This window comes from Sphingomonas cremea, from assembly GCF_021502585.1.
GTDB lineage: Bacteria > Pseudomonadota > Alphaproteobacteria > Sphingomonadales > Sphingomonadaceae > Sphingomicrobium > Sphingomicrobium cremea.
Window position 1 is genome coordinate 409,462 of sequence record NZ_JAKFGM010000001.1, and the last position, 14,711, is coordinate 424,172.

At 62.5% G+C, this 14,711-nt stretch carries 16 protein-coding genes; 6 read left to right on the forward strand and 10 right to left on the reverse strand.

Going from position 1 to position 14,711, the window contains the following annotated elements:
* The first annotated feature begins 84 nt into the window (after nt 1-84).
* Complete coding sequence (locus LVY65_RS02145) at nt 85-579, forward strand: GNAT family N-acetyltransferase (protein ID WP_235066364.1); 495 nt, start codon at nt 85-87, stop codon at nt 577-579.
* Here the strand turns inward: LVY65_RS02145 and aguB are convergent.
* From aguB to rpsD, 3 genes are all read right to left on the reverse strand, one after another.
* Complete coding sequence (gene aguB, locus LVY65_RS02150) at nt 576-1,424, reverse strand: N-carbamoylputrescine amidase (protein ID WP_235066365.1); 849 nt, start codon at nt 1,422-1,424, stop codon at nt 576-578. The two genes, LVY65_RS02145 and aguB, sit on opposite strands and share 4 nt — an antisense overlap.
* Complete coding sequence (locus tag LVY65_RS02155; protein WP_235066366.1) at nt 1,421-2,395, reverse strand: agmatine deiminase family protein; 975 nt, start codon at nt 2,393-2,395, stop codon at nt 1,421-1,423. Before LVY65_RS02155 ends, aguB begins: the two co-directional genes overlap by 4 nt.
* Before the next feature lie 196 nt (nt 2,396-2,591).
* Nucleotides 2,592-3,206: a 30S ribosomal protein S4 gene (rpsD, locus tag LVY65_RS02160; RefSeq protein ID WP_235066367.1), complete on the reverse strand. Its 615-nt coding sequence runs from the start codon at nt 3,204-3,206 to the stop codon at nt 2,592-2,594.
* Between the two features lie 178 nt (nt 3,207-3,384).
* Here rpsD and LVY65_RS02165 point away from each other — a divergent pair, with 178 nt between their 5' ends.
* Nucleotides 3,385-3,696, forward strand: coding sequence for a chorismate mutase (locus LVY65_RS02165; RefSeq protein ID WP_235066368.1), 312 nt, complete (start codon nt 3,385-3,387; stop codon nt 3,694-3,696).
* Here the strand turns inward: LVY65_RS02165 and LVY65_RS02170 are convergent.
* The 5 genes from LVY65_RS02170 to rpiB form a co-directional block, all read right to left on the reverse strand.
* Nucleotides 3,693-3,947: a hypothetical protein gene (locus LVY65_RS02170; RefSeq protein WP_235066369.1), complete on the reverse strand. Its 255-nt coding sequence runs from the start codon at nt 3,945-3,947 to the stop codon at nt 3,693-3,695. The genes LVY65_RS02165 and LVY65_RS02170 overlap by 4 nt on opposite strands.
* 73 nt (nt 3,948-4,020) lie before the next feature.
* Nucleotides 4,021-4,746, reverse strand: a complete 726-nt coding sequence (locus tag LVY65_RS02175; protein ID WP_235066370.1) for an RNA methyltransferase — start codon at nt 4,744-4,746, stop codon at nt 4,021-4,023.
* Nucleotides 4,743-5,222, reverse strand: a complete 480-nt coding sequence (gene nrdR / locus LVY65_RS02180; RefSeq protein ID WP_235066371.1) for a transcriptional regulator NrdR — start codon at nt 5,220-5,222, stop codon at nt 4,743-4,745. Before nrdR ends, LVY65_RS02175 begins: the two co-directional genes overlap by 4 nt.
* Nucleotides 5,223-5,225: 3 nt before the next feature.
* Nucleotides 5,226-6,533 (reverse strand): serine hydroxymethyltransferase, encoded by a 1,308-nt coding sequence (glyA, locus tag LVY65_RS02185; protein ID WP_235066372.1) that lies wholly within the window; start codon nt 6,531-6,533, stop codon nt 5,226-5,228.
* The gene (gene rpiB / locus LVY65_RS02190) at nt 6,533-6,979 is read right to left on the reverse strand and encodes a ribose 5-phosphate isomerase B (RefSeq protein ID WP_235066373.1); all 447 of its coding nucleotides are present in this window, start codon (nt 6,977-6,979) and stop codon (nt 6,533-6,535) included. The genes glyA and rpiB overlap by 1 nt, the downstream gene beginning before the upstream one ends.
* Nucleotides 6,980-7,173: 194 nt before the next feature.
* Here rpiB and LVY65_RS02195 point away from each other — a divergent pair, with 194 nt between their 5' ends.
* Entirely contained in the window at nt 7,174-8,271 is a 1,098-nt protein-coding gene (locus LVY65_RS02195; protein WP_235066374.1) for an MBL fold metallo-hydrolase, read from the forward strand.
* Here the strand turns inward: LVY65_RS02195 and hemA are convergent.
* A complete protein-coding gene (gene hemA, locus LVY65_RS02200; RefSeq protein WP_235066375.1) occupies nt 8,268-9,488 on the reverse strand; it encodes a 5-aminolevulinate synthase in 1,221 nt (406 codons plus the stop codon). The genes LVY65_RS02195 and hemA overlap by 4 nt on opposite strands.
* 125 nt (nt 9,489-9,613) lie before the next feature.
* The gene (gene murI / locus LVY65_RS02205) at nt 9,614-10,402 is read right to left on the reverse strand and encodes a glutamate racemase (protein ID WP_235066376.1); all 789 of its coding nucleotides are present in this window, start codon (nt 10,400-10,402) and stop codon (nt 9,614-9,616) included.
* 98 nt (nt 10,403-10,500) lie between these two features.
* Here murI and plsY point away from each other — a divergent pair, with 98 nt between their 5' ends.
* From plsY to topA, 3 genes are read left to right on the forward strand one after another with little or no spacing between them, the layout of a single operon-like run.
* Nucleotides 10,501-11,088: a glycerol-3-phosphate 1-O-acyltransferase PlsY gene (gene plsY, locus LVY65_RS02210; protein WP_235066377.1), complete on the forward strand. Its 588-nt coding sequence runs from the start codon at nt 10,501-10,503 to the stop codon at nt 11,086-11,088.
* Entirely contained in the window at nt 11,085-12,182 is a 1,098-nt protein-coding gene (gene dprA / locus LVY65_RS02215; RefSeq protein ID WP_235066378.1) for a DNA-processing protein DprA, read from the forward strand. Before plsY ends, dprA begins: the two co-directional genes overlap by 4 nt.
* 56 nt (nt 12,183-12,238) lie before the next feature.
* A complete protein-coding gene (gene topA, locus LVY65_RS02220; protein WP_235066379.1) occupies nt 12,239-14,710 on the forward strand; it encodes a type I DNA topoisomerase in 2,472 nt (823 codons plus the stop codon).
* The last annotated feature ends 1 nt before the right edge of the window (nt 14,711 follow it).

The following is a 14,711-nucleotide window of genomic DNA, read 5'->3' on the forward strand; positions in this document are numbered from 1 at the left end:
GGCTGCGTCGATGAATTTCGCTAGCCCCGCCTGTCTTCACATGGACTCTCGAGGCGAGGTCGGGCTGAAGAGGGCTATATTTCGGTGAGCGAAGAGATCCGGACCGATCGTCTGCTGCTCCGCCGCGCCTGCGCCAACGATATCGAGGCGATGCACCGCATCATGAGCGATGCTCAAGCCATGCGCTATTGGTCGACCCCCCCGCACGTCAGCATTGACGAAACGGCGCGGTGGATGGCGTCGATGGTCGACGCCGATCCTTCCTCCAGCGACGATTTCATCGTCACGCTGAACGGAGACCTGATTGGTAAGCTCGGAGCGTGGAAACTTCCCGAAATCGGTTTCCTCATAGATCGACAGCAATGGGGCAGGGGCTATGCAAGCGAGGCCTTGGCCGCCTTCATCAACCAGCGCCGCCGGCTTGGCTCGACGGAGCTTACGGCCGATGTAGATCCCCGCAACGAGGGCTCGCTCCGATTGCTTGCGCGTCATGGATTTGTTGAATCCGGGCGCGCCACCGGCACTTGGCAGATCGGCGACGAGCTGTGCGACAGCGTCTATTTCAGGCTACTGCTCTAAACGTCGTCGGTCAGCCTGCCATAAAGCTCGGGCCGTCGATCCCTGAAGAAACCGAATGCGGCGCGATGGCGCTTGGCCTGGCTGATGTCGAGCGTCGCGACCAGGACCCCCGTCTCCTCCGCGCCGAATTCGGCGAGCATGTCGCCGCGTTCGTCGCAGATAAAGCTGTGTCCGTAGAACCGCTGGCCGCCCTCCGTACCGATGCGGTTGGCGGCTACAACCGGTACGACATTCGAAACGGCGTGGCCGATCATCGCGCGACGCCAAAGCCTTGACGTATCGAGGTCGGGATCATGCGGCTCGGTGCCGATCGCGGTCGGGTAGAAAAGGACTTCCGCCCCCATCAGCATCATCGAACGCGCTATTTCCGGATACCATTGGTCCCAGCAAATGCCGACGCCTAGCGTCGTCCCAGCCCCCGGCCAAACCTTGAAGCCAGTGTTGCCCGGACGGAAATAGAATTTCTCTTCATAGCCGGGACCGTCGGGAATGTGGCTCTTGCGATAGACGCCGGCGACCTTTCCGTCGGGATTCACCATGGCCAGCGAATTATAATAATGCGGGCCATCCGCCTCGAAGAAACTGGTCGGGATCCAGACTTTGAGCTCCGCCGCCAGCTCCTGCATCGCCAGGACGGAAGGATGTTCGGACGTAGGCCGCGCATCGGCGAACCGTCCCTCATCCTCGACCCTGCAGAAATAGTGTCCTTCGAACAGCTCGGGCGGCAGGACGACCCTGGCACCCTTCGAATGAGCTTCGCGCACCAACTCGGCGACTGCCTTGATGTTGGCGACCGTATCCTCGGTGAAAGCAAGCTGAAGGGCGGCGACGGTAATTTTGGTCATTCGGGTACCTGCTGGCTGATGCAGTGGAAGCTTCCGCCTCCGGTCAGGATATGGTCGGCGCGAAGCCCGACTGCATGCCGGTCGGGAAATAGCGCTTGAATGGCCTCCACGGCGGCAATGTCATTGGCCGCACCATAAAGCGGGACGACGACGGTCGCGTTACCGATGTAGAAATTCATATAGCTCGCCGGAATGACCTCGCCGTGTCGCTCGATAAGGCCTGGCGACGGGATGGCGACTACCTCGAGGTCGGCATCGAGCAGTGCCTCGGCCGCGTCGGCATAGGCTGCGGCATTAGGGTCTTCATCGATCGCTTCCGGGATTGCGACGCGATTGACTCCGACGAAGCGGGCGAGATTGTCGACATGGCCGTCGGTATGATCGTTGATCAGGCCGTCGCCCAACCAAACCACGCGTGTAGCGCCGAGATCCCGGCGCAGGCGCTCTTCGACCTCGCCCTTGTCAAAGTCGGGATTACGGTTGGGATTAAGCAGGCACTGCTCGGTGGTGAGGAAGGTGCCGGTCCCATCACCGTCGATCGCTCCACCTTCCAGGACCCAGTCGGCCTTGGCGTAGGGCAGGCCGGCGGCACGAGACAGACGCTCCCCGATGCTGTCGTCACCGGGAAGGTCATATTTGCCGCCCCAGCCATTGAAGCCAAACCCCTGCGCACGGCGATCGGCGCCAGTGCCGCAGACGATCGCGCCAGTGTCCCGAAGCCAGATGTCGCCGAATGGTTCGACAATTACCATTGCGAATGGGGCCAAGCGCCGTGCCTCTGCTGCAGCGGACTCGTCGGCCGCGACCAGCCACACCGCTTCGCCTGCGCCCTCCGCATGAACCGCGGCGGCAAATGCCGCCACTTCGGCTTGCGCAGGCACAAGATCGGTTTCCCAAAGGTCTGCAGCGCTCGGAAATCCGATCCAGACGGCTGCATGCGGCGCCCATTCGGGGAGGGGAGGCGTGATCATCGGGCGGCGCGATACCAGTGCATTCGAGATGCGCCAAGTCGGGCTTGCATCCGACCGGCTAGGCGGCGCGATTGGCCGTTAAATTCGGGTGATTTTCCAATCGGCGCAATGCACGACTGGACGACCGGAAACGAGATCCAACGAAAAAGGGCGGCCCCGTGAGGGACCGCCCATTGTTTTCAGGCAGATCCTCGGATCAGCGCGAATAGAATTCGACGACCAGGTTCGGTTCCATCTTCACCGGATAGGGCACTTCATCGAGCGTCGGGACGCGGGTGAAGGTGGCCTTGGCGGTGCCGTCGATCGCGACATAATCGGGAACGTCGCGCTCGGCGAGGCTCTGGGCTTCCATTACCAGCGCCATTTCCTGAGCCTTGGGCCCCAAGGTGATTTCGCTGCCGACGTCGACGCGGCGCGAGGCGATGTTGCACTTCACGCCGTCGACGCGGATGTGGCCGTGGCTGACCAGCTGGCGGGCCGCCCAGATCGTCGGCGCGAATTTGGCGCGATAGACGATCATGTCGAGGCGGCGCTCGAGCAGGCCGATCAGGTTCTGCGAAGCGTCGCCCTTCATCCGGCTGGCCTGCTGGAAGGTCTGCTTGAACTGCTTTTCGGTGACGTCGCCATAATAGCCCTTAAGCTTCTGCTTGGCGCGCAGCTGGATTCCGAAGTCGGAAATCTTGCTCTTGCGACGCTGGCCATGCTGGCCTGGACCATATTCGCGACGGTTTACTGGGCTCTTGGGACGCCCGAAGACGTTCTCGCCCATGCGGCGATCGAGCTTATACTTGGCGCTTGAGCGCTTCGACATGTGATTTCACTCCAATTTGCTTTTTCAGTTCGTGCCCGGACCGCACCGGAAGGCCTGATGCCAACCGCGACCACCGCTTCACCGGACGTGCAGGGTCAATTGCGAGCCGCGCGCCTAGCGGGGCAGGCTCGAAAGGTCAAGCTTTGCAACGGCTCGCGGCTTTGGCATGGCCTCGTCCATGAACGACATGATCCGCGATCCCGACGACTGCACCACCATGACCGAAGTTCGCGCCGGGGTTGACGATGTCGACCGCCGGATCGTGGCGCTGCTTAAGCGCCGGTTCGGCTACATGGACGCTGCCGCCCGCATCAAACCCGACCGCTCGGCGGTGCGCGACGAATGGCGCAAGGCCGACGTGCTGTCCAAAGTCGATGCGGCGGCGGACGCGCTAGGGCTCGACCGCAAGCTAGCTGCCAGACTTTATGAAGACCTGATCGAGACCTCCATCGCGCATGAGCTGGCGGAATTCGATCGCCGCCGGTCCTAGCGAGCGCCCATCGTCTTCAAATCGCCCACGCTCTTGCCGGCGGCGCGCCGATCCCATTCGGTTTGGGTCAGGCAAAGCTTGGACTTCATCCGTGAGCCGGTTAGCGCCGGATCAACGCGGCAGATCTTTTTCTCGGCCTTTTTGGTCGGCTCTGCGGCCTGCGCCTCCTGGACGGGAGCGCTAACTGCTTCGGGCGCGGCTGCGGGCGTTTCGGATGCAAGCAAAAGTACGCTGAACAGGGCGGAGATCATGGAAATTCCTATCATATCGGCTGGGATTGCTGGACCTTAGACGGATCCAACCAATACTTTGAAGTCAATAAAGTCAGTTTTTCGACGAGCGGTGGGTTGAAAGAGCGCGAATGATGCCACGTAGCGCCTGGATTTCTCTGCTCGACCATAATGGCTTGGTCAAAATGGTTCGGATCGTCGCTCTTGTCGCGGACGTGCGTTCGGGCGGGTGGAAGTAATCCGCTTCCCGGAGCGCGCCTTCCAGCTGGCCGATTAGCCCTTCCAGCTCTGCCATGGCCGCAGGCGGCTCGATCTCCTTCGCCGTGGGCTGGGCGAGATCGGCGCCACGCGACCACTCATAGGCAAGCAGGATCACCGCCTGGGCGAGGTTGAGGCTGCCGAATTCGGGATTGATCGGCACCGTGACGATGCGGCTGGCGAGCGCAACATCCTCGGTTTCGAGGCCCGACCGCTCTGGACCGAACAATATTGCCGAGCGACCACTGGTAGCACGCATCTCGCGCGCCATTTCATCTGGCCCGACGACCGGCATCACTAGGTCGCGCCTGCGTACGGTCGAGGCATAGACCAAACTACAGTCCGCGATGGCTTCGGCCGTCGTTTCAAACAGTTTCGCGCCCTCCAACACTATGTCGGCACCGCTTGCTGCTGGTCCGGCGTCAGGGTTGGGCCAGCCGTCCCGCGGCGCTACCAGCCGCATCTCGGTCAGCCCGAAATTGAGCATCGCCCGCGCTGCCTTGCCGATGTTCTGGCCGAGCTGCGGCCGGACAAGGACGATGATCGGCGGTTCGCCGCTCATAGCAATTTGGAATGGCCCGGCGGGATCGATTCCTTCTCGACCCGCTCGGCAATCTCGGCGAAATCGCCCGGATCGCTGAAGTCCTTGTAGATGCTGGCGAACCGAATGTAGGCGACGTGGTCGAGCGCCCTCAATCCGGCCATTACCGCCTCGCCGATCCGGACCGATGACACCTCATCGCCAAGAGTTTCCATCTGCCGCTGAACGCCGCTGACGAGCTGGTCGATCTTGGCCGCATCGATGTCGCGCTTGCGGCAGGCATGGCCGATGGCGCGTTCCAGCTTGGCGCGGTCGAACGGCTCTCGCTTGCCGTCCTTCTTGACCACGATGAGATCCTTTAAATGAACCCGCTCAAACGTAGTGAAGCGCGCCCCACAGCCTTCGCACTGCCGCCGGCGCCGGATCGCAGCACCGTCCTCGGACGGGCGGCTGTCCTTCACCTGGCTGTCTTCATGCGCGCAGAATGGGCAGCGCAAGCCTCAGCCCTCGTAAATCGGGAAGCGGGCGCACAAGGCGCGCACCCGCTGATTGACGTCCTGTTCGACCGCGCCATTGCCATCGGCCCCGTTTTTCTGGAGCCCGTCCAATACGTCGGCAACCATATCGGCGATGTCGCGAAACTCCGCTTCGCCGAACCCACGGGTCGTGCCGGCGGGTGAGCCGACGCGGATGCCGCTTGTCTGCATCGGTGGCAGCGGGTCGAACGGAACACCGTTCTTGTTGCAGGTGATGCCGGCATGTTCGAGGCTCTGGTCCGCATCCTTGCCAGTGAGGCCGAGCGGACGAAGGTCGACAAGCGCCACATGCGTGTCGGTGCCACCGGCAACCAGGTCGGCGCCGCGTTCCTTGAGGCGATTGGCGAGGGTCTGGGCATTCCGGATCACGGCCTTGGCGTAGGTCTTGAAGCCCGGCTCCAGCGCCTCGCCGAATGCCACGGCCTTGGCAGCGATGACATGCATTAGGGGGCCGCCTTGCAGGCCGGGGAAGACCGCCGAGTTGACCTTCTTGGCGATCGCCTCGTCATCGGTCAGCACCATGCCGCCGCGCGGCCCGCGTAGAGTCTTGTGCGTGGTCGTGGTGACAACATGGGCGTGGCCGAACGGGGTCGGGTGCTCGCCGGCCGCGACTAGCCCGGCGAAATGGGCCATGTCGACCATCAGATAAGCGCCGACCTCATCGCATATCGCGCGGAAGCGGGCGAAGTCGAAGTGCCGTGGATATGCAGACCCGCCTGCGATGATCAGCTTGGGTTGATGCTCGCGGGCCAGTTGCTCGACCTCATCAAAATCCACGAGGTGGTCGTCACGACGTACGCCATATTGGACGGCGTTGAACCATTTGCCCGACTGGGCTGGCGGAGCGCCGTGGGTGAGGTGACCGCCGGCGGCGAGACTCAGACCCATGATCGTGTCGCCGGGCTTAAGCAGCGCCATCATCACCGCACCATTGGCCTGGGCGCCGGAATGAGGCTGGACGTTTGCGAAACCGCAGCCGAACAGCTGCTTGGCCCGCTCGATCGCAAGAGTTTCGACCGAATCTGACGGTCCGCAACCTTGGTAGTATCGGCGACCGGGATAGCCTTCCGCATATTTGTTGGTCAGGACCGAACCCTGTGCCTCCAGCACGGCACGGCTGACGATATTTTCCGAAGCGATCAGTTCGATTTGGGTCTGTTCGCGCTCCAGTTCGGCCTTGATGGCCGCCGCGATCTCGGGATCGGCGTCGGTAAGTCGCTCGGTAAAAAAGCCCAGCGGCTGGACATCGGTAAGTTCGGGAGCAGTGGCCATCAGTCGCTGTCCTGCAGAAGGTGAGAGAGCTGGTCGACGCGGCGCTGGTGGCGCCCGCCGGCGAATTGGGCGTTGAGGAAGGTCGTAACGCAGTCCTTGGCCATGTCGCTGCCGATCAGCCGAGCGCCGAATGCAAGGACGTTTGCGTCATTATGCTCGCGGGCAAGTGCTGCAGACAGCGGTTCGTCCACCCGGGCGCAGCGGCAGGCTGAATTACGGTTGATCGCAATGGAAATGCCGATGCCCGAGCCGCAGATAGCGATACCCCGTTCAGCGTCACCGCTGGCGATTGCATCGGCCAGCTTGGCGCCAAACTGCGGATAATCGACGCTTTCTGGCCCATGGGTACCAAGGTCGCTGACGTCGTGCCCAGCTTCGCGAAGCCAGGCGACAAGCTCATCCTTCAGAAGATATCCGGCATGGTCGGCGGCAAGGGCAATGCGCATGCCCAGCATCTAGGCCAAGCGCCGAAGATTCGCCACCCGTATCGCTATCATTTCGTCCATCGGTCGAAGCCGGTTTGACAGGTCGCGCCGAGGGGTTTCCTTTCACGCCGGATGTCGATCCAGAAGCAACAGGGGATTTTATGCTCGGGTCGGTGAAGTCTGCATCACTTTTCATATGCGTATCGGTTGCTGCGATGCCTGCGATGGCCGCAGTGCCATTGATCGACGTACGTCCCTTTGCGGCCCGGGAAATTGATCCGCAGGTCCACCTTCTGTCCACGCCGCAGGACTATTACGGTCCGGCTGTCGGCAACGTCAGCATCATCGAGCAGAGTGACGGCTATGTCCTTGTCGACAGCGGGTTATCCGCAGGGAACGGTCGCACCATAGTCAATTATGTGAAGGCTCGCTCGGCTAAGCCGGTCAAGGCCGTCGTCATCACCCACTGGCACAATGACCATCCGCAAGGCGTATCGGCAATCCGCCAGGCTTGGCCCAAGGTGCGCATCATCGCCACGGCCGCGACGAAGGCGGGAATGCTTGGGCCGGAGGTCGACGAGTTGGTCGGCCTCGAACCCGGCCCGCAATATGTCGAGAAGGTGCAAAAGCTGAACGCGGAGCAGCAGGCGACGCTGGACAAGCTGATCGCCGATCCCGCCACAACTCCCGACCGACGGGAACGCGCGAGGAAGGCCAAGCTCGATTTCGCGGCTTTCGCTGCAACCTACTCCGACACCTATATCGTCCCGCCGGCCGAGACGTTCGACAAGGAATTGCTGATCGACGATCCGGTCGCGCCGGTGAAGGTCATGTTCCTCGGCCGCGCCAATACCGCCGGCGACGCGGTTGTCTGGCTACCCAGGCAGAAGATCGTGATGTCGGGTGACATCGTGGTGTGGCCGACCCCCTTCGGTTTCTTCAGCTATCCGGGCGAATGGGTTCAGACCCTCGGAAAGCTCAAGGCGCTTGGCTATTCCATCCTCATTCCGGGCCATGGCGAACCCCAGACCGATACCGTCTATATCGACCAACTGAGCGGTTCGATCGAGGATATCCGCGCCCAGGTCGGCCCCTTGGCAAAGGCGGGCATGCCGCTGGATGAGGTCGGCAGGAAGGTCGATTTCAGTCGCTACGCCGCGGTCTTCGGCAAGACCGAGCGGATGAAGACATTATTCAAGACTTACTGGACCGATCCAATGACCGAAAATGCCTGGAAGGAAGCAAAGGGCATGCCGATCGTGCAGGGCGAGGGCGAAGTCACCGTCGCCAAGCAGTCCGACAAGAAGCGCTAGGCGGCTTTCCGCAACTCTAGCTCGAGCCGATCCCAGATCTCGACCAAGGCCTTGGTCAGTTCGTCCATCATCGCTTCGCTGTGAGTCGGTCCCGGGGTGAAGCGCAAGCGCTCGGTGCCGCGGGGGACGGTCGGGAAATTGATCGGCTGTACGTAAAGCCCATATTCGGCAAGCAGGATGTCGCTGATCCGCTTGGCCTTGACCGGGCACCCGACCTGTAGCGGGACGATGTGGGTGACGCTGTCCATCACCGGAAGGCCGGCATCGCGGAACTTGGCCTTGAGTGCTGCCGCACCCAACTGTTGTGCGGCGCGCTCCTCACCCGATTGCTTGAGGTGTCGGACCGAAGCGAGTGCTCCCGCGACCAGCACCGGCGACAGGGAGGTGGTGAAGATGAAGCCCGGGGCATAGCTGCGGATGCAGTCGATGATGGTCTTGTCGGCCGCGATATAGCCGCCCATCACGCCGAACGCCTTGCCTAGCGTGCCCTCGATGATCGTCACCCGGTCGGCGACTTCATCCTGCTCCGAAATCCCGCCGCCACGAGCGCCGTACATGCCGACCGCGTGGACCTCATCAAGATAGGTTAGCGCGCCATATTTGTCGGCGAGATCGCATATTGCGGCGATCGGGGCGACATCGCCGTCCATCGAATAGACGCTCTCGAACGCGATCAGCTTCGGCGTTTCGGCCGGCGCTTCCATCAGCAGCTGCTCGAGATGCTCGAGGTCGTTGTGCCTGAACACCCGCTTCTCGCAGCCGGAACTGCGGATACCGGCGATCATCGAGGCGTGATTGAGCTCGTCCGAGAAAATGATGCAGCCGGGAAGCAGTTTACCAAGCGTCGACAACGCTGCTTCGTTCGAAACATAGCCCGACGTGAACAGCAGCGCCGCCTGCTTGCCGTGCAGGTCGGCGAGTTCGGCCTCCAGGTCGACATGGTAATGGGTGTTGCCACCGATGTTGCGCGTGCCGCCCGAGCCTGCGCCTACGTCGTGAAGCGCTCCCTCCATTGCCGCGACGACGGCGGGATGCTGGCCCATGCCCAGATAATCGTTGGAACACCAAACGGTGATCGGCTTCGGGCCGTTGTGGCCGTGAAAACAGCGCGCATTCGGGTAGCTGCCCTTGGTGCGCAAGATATCGATAAAGACGCGATAGCGCCCCTCGTCATGCAAGCGATCGATCGCTGCCTTGAAGATGCCGTGATAGTCCATATGCCAAGCTTATCCGATCGCGATCCGCCTGCCGATTAAGGGAATGGCCTGACCTTCCCCGCTCCGCTCGGCGGCCAATTAACCTCCCTTGGCGGCGAAGGCCATTGAGAACGACTCGCAATAGGTTAGAGCTCGCGAATATCGTCGAGGCCGAAGCGGGCCAGCGACGATGCGAGCGGGGCGCGATGCGCGGCTGTGAAGATCGCGATTCCGCCCGGTGGCGAAACCGGCCAGGGCTGGCCCTGGGTCAAATAGGCGATGCGCCGGGCAATTCCCGGGCCACCGTCGACCTGTACGATATTGGGGAAAGCGGCCGTGATTTCGTCGGCGAGCAGTGGGAAGTGTGTGCAGGCAAGCACCATCACGTCCATCTCGTCCCCATGAGGCTGATCGATCATCGGGGCGATCGCGGCCTTAACAGCTTCGACCGGTATCTCCTGGCCCGCAAGCTTGGCCTCGGCAAGCTCAACTAGCTCCGGGCTTCCGTGACGGATTACCGTGCAATCGGCAGCGAAGCGGGCCGCCAGATTGTCGACATAGGGCTGGCGAACCGTTGCCTCGGTGCCGAGCACGCCGATCACCCGGCTCTTCGAAATCTCCGCAGCCGGCTTGATCGCCGGAACCGTGCCGACCACCGGAATGTCCAGCGCCGCGCGGGCATGGTCGAGTGCGATGGTCGAGGCGGTGTTGCAGGCGATGACAGCCAGGCGCGGGCGGAATCGCTCTACCAAGCGGCCAAGCAGCGCCGGAACCCTGGTTGCCAGCTCCGCTTCGCTTCGCTTCCCGTAAGGAAAGCCGGAGCTGTCCGCGGCATAGACGATCGGCGCGTTAGGGAGCAGCGCGCGGGTCGGGCCAAGCACGCTAAGGCCACCCACCCCCGAATCGAAAAAAATAAGGGGCGCCGCCGGATCCATGGTGCGCTGCGCTAGGGCCAACCCCTCCGCCACGCAACAGGGCCAACCCCTCCGCCACGCAACATTGCGGCGGCCAAACGATCTGCTAGCAATCACATATGAACAGCGCGACGATCCTGGCCCTCATCACCGGTTATTTGCTCGGGTCGATCCCGTTTGGGCTGCTGCTGACGAGGCTCGGCGGAAAGGGCGACATCCGCGATGTCGGATCAGGCAATATCGGCGCGACCAACGTGCTTCGGACCGGCTCCAAGGGGCTGGCCTCGGCAACGCTGCTGCTTGATGCCGGCAAAGGCGCCGTGGCCGTGTTGCTGGCTCAGCAGTTCTGGCCGGGCGCCGTCAATTTCGCTGCGGCCGGCGCGCTGATTGGTCATCTCTATCCCGCCTGGCTGCGTTTCAAGGGCGGGAAGGGCGTCGCAACCATGCTCGGCATCCTGGTCCCGCTCTTCTGGCAGGCGGCCCTCGTCTATGTCGTCATTTGGGTCGGCCTGCTGCTCATCCTCCGCATCAGTTCGGTGGCTGGCATGGCCGCCGCCGCCAGCGCGCCGGTGACCGCGGCAATCCTCAATGAACAGGCGCTGTTCCCGATGCTGCTGGGTTTTGCCCTGCTGGTCATTTGGAAGCATCGTGAAAATATCCGCCGGCTAGCCGTCGGCGAGGAGCCACGTGTGGGCGGTAAGAAGTGAGTGCGGGGCCGGATTTGATCGACCGGCTTCGGTTGATCCGTACGCCGGGGATTGGGCCGATCGCTTATCGCCAATTGCTGCTTAGGTTCGGAAGTGCGGCCGCCGCGCTTTCAGCCATTCCCGATCTCGCCCGGCGCGGTGGGGGCAAAATTCCGGTACTGTTCGGGAAAGACAAGGCCGAGGAGGAAATCGAGGCAGTCCATAAGGCCGGAGCTCGGTACCTGGCGATGGGGCAGGCGCTTTACCCGCGCGCCTTGGCTGAACTTGAGAATGCCCCGCCGCTGCTCACCGCCAAGGGAAATTTCTCCCTATTTGAAAGGCCGATGATCGCCATCGTCGGCGCCCGCAATGCCAGTGCCGCCGCATGCCGCTTCGCCCGTGGGCTGGCACATGATCTGGGCCGGGAAGGGGTGACGGTAGTCTCGGGACTTGCCCGCGGCATCGACAGCGCAGCGCATGATGGATCACTGGACAGTGGTACCATTGCCGTCATCGCCGGCGGCATCGATGTCCATTATCCGCCGGAGAACCAGTCCCGCCAGGATCAAATTGCCGAGCAAGGCCTGCTGATCGCCGAAATGCCGCCCGGGACCGAGCCACGAGCGCGTCACTTTCCCTATAGAAACCGGATAATCGCCGGGCTTGCCGCAGGCACGGTGGTCATTGAAGCAGCGCCGAAATCGGGTTCGCTGATCACCGCTAGGCTGGCGGCCGAGGCAGGGCGTGAAGTGATGGCGGTTCCCGGCTCGCCGCTGGATCCACGAGCGCAGGGCTGCAACCTGCTAATTCGCGATGGCGCGACCCTCATCCAGTCCGCGGCCGATGTGCTGGAAAGCATCAGCAGCCTGAACGGCAAGGTCGCCAGCCCGTTGGTTACGTTCGACCATCCCGCTGCTACGCCGCCGACCGTCGCCGAACCCGAGATCAGGGTGCGAATAGAGGAACTGCTCGGGCACTCGGCCGTGCCAGTCGACGAAATCGTCCGGTTGTCGGGCGCCGAGACAGGCGCCGTCCAACTGGTCCTGCTCGAACTCGACCTTGCCGGGCGACTTGATCGTCATGCCGGGAACAATGTCAGCCTCAACGGCGCTTGACGCCGCCAGAAGCGCAACCCGACAATCGCGCGTACGTACGTAAAGGGACTCCCCATTTGAAACTCGTTGTCGTTGAATCGCCAGCCAAGGCGAAGACCATCGAAAAATACCTCGGACCCGGCCACCGCGTGCTGGCAAGCTATGGCCATGTCCGAGACTTGCCCGCCAAGGACGGGTCGGTCGATCCCGACAACGGCTTCGCGATGGAGTGGGACACCTACCCCGACAAGGCTAAGCAATTGAAAGCTATCGCCGACGCGGCGAAGACCGCGGACGCGCTGATCCTGGCCACCGACCCTGACCGTGAGGGCGAAGCGATCAGCTGGCATGTCCAGGAAGTCCTGAGGAAGAAAAAGGCCCTTCCGCAGTCGGTTGAGCGCGTCACTTTCAACGCCATCACCAAATCCGCGGTGACAGAGGCGATGGCCCATCCGCGCGGGCTCGATGAGGATCTGATCGACGCTTATCGTGCACGCCGTGCGCTCGACTATCTCGTTGGTTTTACTCTTTCGCCGATCCTTTGGCGTAAGCTTCCGGGCGCGAAGTCGGCCGGCCGGGTGCAATCGGTGGCATTGCGCCTAATCGTCGACCGCGAACGCGAGATCGAGCTGTTCAAGAGCCAGGAATATTGGCAGGTTTCGGCTAATTTCGAGGCCGACGGCACACCGTTCAACGCGCGATTGGTCGCGCTCGATGGCAAGAAGCTCGACCAGCTCTCAATTGGCGATCGTGGTTCGGCGGACGCAGCGATGAAGGTCGTTGAGGACGGCCGTTTCACGGTCTCGTCGGTCGAAACCAAACCATTGTCCAAGAACCCGCCGCCGCCTTTCACAACCTCGACCGTGCAGCAGGAGGCGGCGCGCAAGCTTGGCTTTTCGGCCAGTCACACGATGCGCATCGCCCAGCAGCTCTATGAGGACGGCCTTATCACCTATATGCGCACGGACGGTGTGCAGATGGCGGGCGAGGCGATCAGTGCCGCCCGTCGGGCCGTCGCGGACCGTTATGACGCGGGTTACTTGCCCGACAAGCCACGCCAATACAGCAGCAAGGCCAAGAATGCGCAGGAAGCGCATGAAGCAATTCGGCCGACCGATTTCTCCAGGGACCACGCGGGTTCGGGCGATCATGCCAGGCTGTACCAGCTGATCTTTAACCGCGCACTGGCGAGCCAGATGGCATCGGCGCGGCTCGAGCGAACCACGGTCGAACTGATTGACGGCGCGGGCAGGGCGATGCTCCGCGCGACGGGGCAGGTTGTGCTCTTTCCAGGCTACCTCGCGCTCTACGAAGAAGGCCGGGACGACAAGGATGACGAGGAGGGCGGCCGAATGCCCGCGCTGCGTTCCGGCGATGCTCCGGTCAAGACCGGGGTCGACGCGGTTCAGAGTTTCACCCAGCCTCCTCCGCGCTACTCCGAAGCAAGCCTGGTCAAGCGGCTCGAGGAGCTCGGCATCGGCCGGCCATCGACCTATGCGGCGACGCTTCAGACGTTGAAGGACCGCGAATATGTGCGGCTCGAGAAGAACCGCTTCTTTCCCGAGGAGAGCGGGCGTCTTGTCACCGCATTCCTTGAGCGCTTCTTCGAACGCTATGTGAACTTCGACTATACCGCGGAGCTTGAGGAAGAGCTCGACGACGTGTCAGGCGGTCGGCTCAACTGGCAGAAATTGCTTGAGAATTTCTGGCGAGACTTCAAACCCAAGGCGGGCGAGGTCATGGACCAGAAGCCGTCCGACGTGACCGCTGCGCTCGACGATTTCCTCGCGCCCTGGCTGTTTCCAGACAAGGGCGATGGCAGCGATCCGCGCCTGTGCCCGCTTTGCGGAGAGGGCAAGCTGGGGCTTCGTGGTGGGCGCTACGGAGCCTTCGTTTCCTGTTCCAACTATCCCGACTGCAAATATACCCGCCGATTCGGCCAAGGCGAAGAGGCGGCGAGCGATGGCCCCGCCGAGCTCGGCAACGGGATCGTGCTGAAGAGCGGGCGGTTCGGACCCTATCTGGAACGCGACGGCGCCCGCGCTTCGCTGCCAAAGGACGTCCCGCAGGACGGGCTAACGTTGGAGATGGCTGAGAATCTGTTGTCCCTTCCGCGTGAAATCGGCCCGCATCCTGAAAGCGGCAAACCGATCGTCGCCTCCATTGGCCGCTACGGCCCCTACCTGATGCATGACGGAAAATATGCGCGGCTAACATCAACAGCAGAGGTGTTCGACACGGGCATGAATGCTGCCGTGGTCAAGCTGGCGGAAGCTGAGGCGGCCAAGGGCCAGCGCGGCGGCGGCGGACGCGAGCCCATCGCACTGCTCGGCGCGCATCCGGAATCGGGCAAGGAGATCAAGGTGATGGAGGGTCGATATGGCCCTTATGTCAGCGACGGCGCCACCCATGCCACGCTTCCCAAAAGCGCCGATCCAAAGTCGGTGACGCTCGACGAAGCGGTTGCGCTGATTAACGCCAAGGCGGCCAAGGGGCCGACAAAGAAGGCGAAGCGCAAATCGCCGTCACGGAAAAAGAAAGCCGGCTGAT

Bases quoted from the DNA above. Each gene is read 5' to 3' on its own strand.
- aguB (WP_235066365.1), bottom strand. From the start codon at position 1,424: ATGACCAAAATTACCGTCGCCGCCCTTCAGCTTGCTTTCACCGAGGAT.
- hemA (WP_235066375.1), bottom strand. From the start codon at position 9,488: ATGGACTATCACGGCATCTTCAAGGCAGCGATCGATCGCTTGCATGAC.
- LVY65_RS02170 (WP_235066369.1), bottom strand. From the start codon at position 3,947: ATGATCTCCGCCCTGTTCAGCGTACTTTTGCTTGCATCCGAAACGCCC.
- glyA (WP_235066372.1), bottom strand. From the start codon at position 6,533: ATGGCCACTGCTCCCGAACTTACCGATGTCCAGCCGCTGGGCTTTTTT.
- plsY (WP_235066377.1), top strand. From the start codon at position 10,501: ATGAACAGCGCGACGATCCTGGCCCTCATCACCGGTTATTTGCTCGGG.
- LVY65_RS02175 (WP_235066370.1), bottom strand. From the start codon at position 4,746: ATGAGCGGCGAACCGCCGATCATCGTCCTTGTCCGGCCGCAGCTCGGC.
- rpsD (WP_235066367.1), bottom strand. From the start codon at position 3,206: ATGTCGAAGCGCTCAAGCGCCAAGTATAAGCTCGATCGCCGCATGGGC.
- LVY65_RS02195 (WP_235066374.1), top strand. From the start codon at position 7,174: ATGCCTGCGATGGCCGCAGTGCCATTGATCGACGTACGTCCCTTTGCG.
- LVY65_RS02155 (WP_235066366.1), bottom strand. From the start codon at position 2,395: ATGATCACGCCTCCCCTCCCCGAATGGGCGCCGCATGCAGCCGTCTGG.
- LVY65_RS02165 (WP_235066368.1), top strand. From the start codon at position 3,385: ATGAACGACATGATCCGCGATCCCGACGACTGCACCACCATGACCGAA.
- rpiB (WP_235066373.1), bottom strand. From the start codon at position 6,979: ATGCGCATTGCCCTTGCCGCCGACCATGCCGGATATCTTCTGAAGGAT.
- murI (WP_235066376.1), bottom strand. From the start codon at position 10,402: ATGGATCCGGCGGCGCCCCTTATTTTTTTCGATTCGGGGGTGGGTGGC.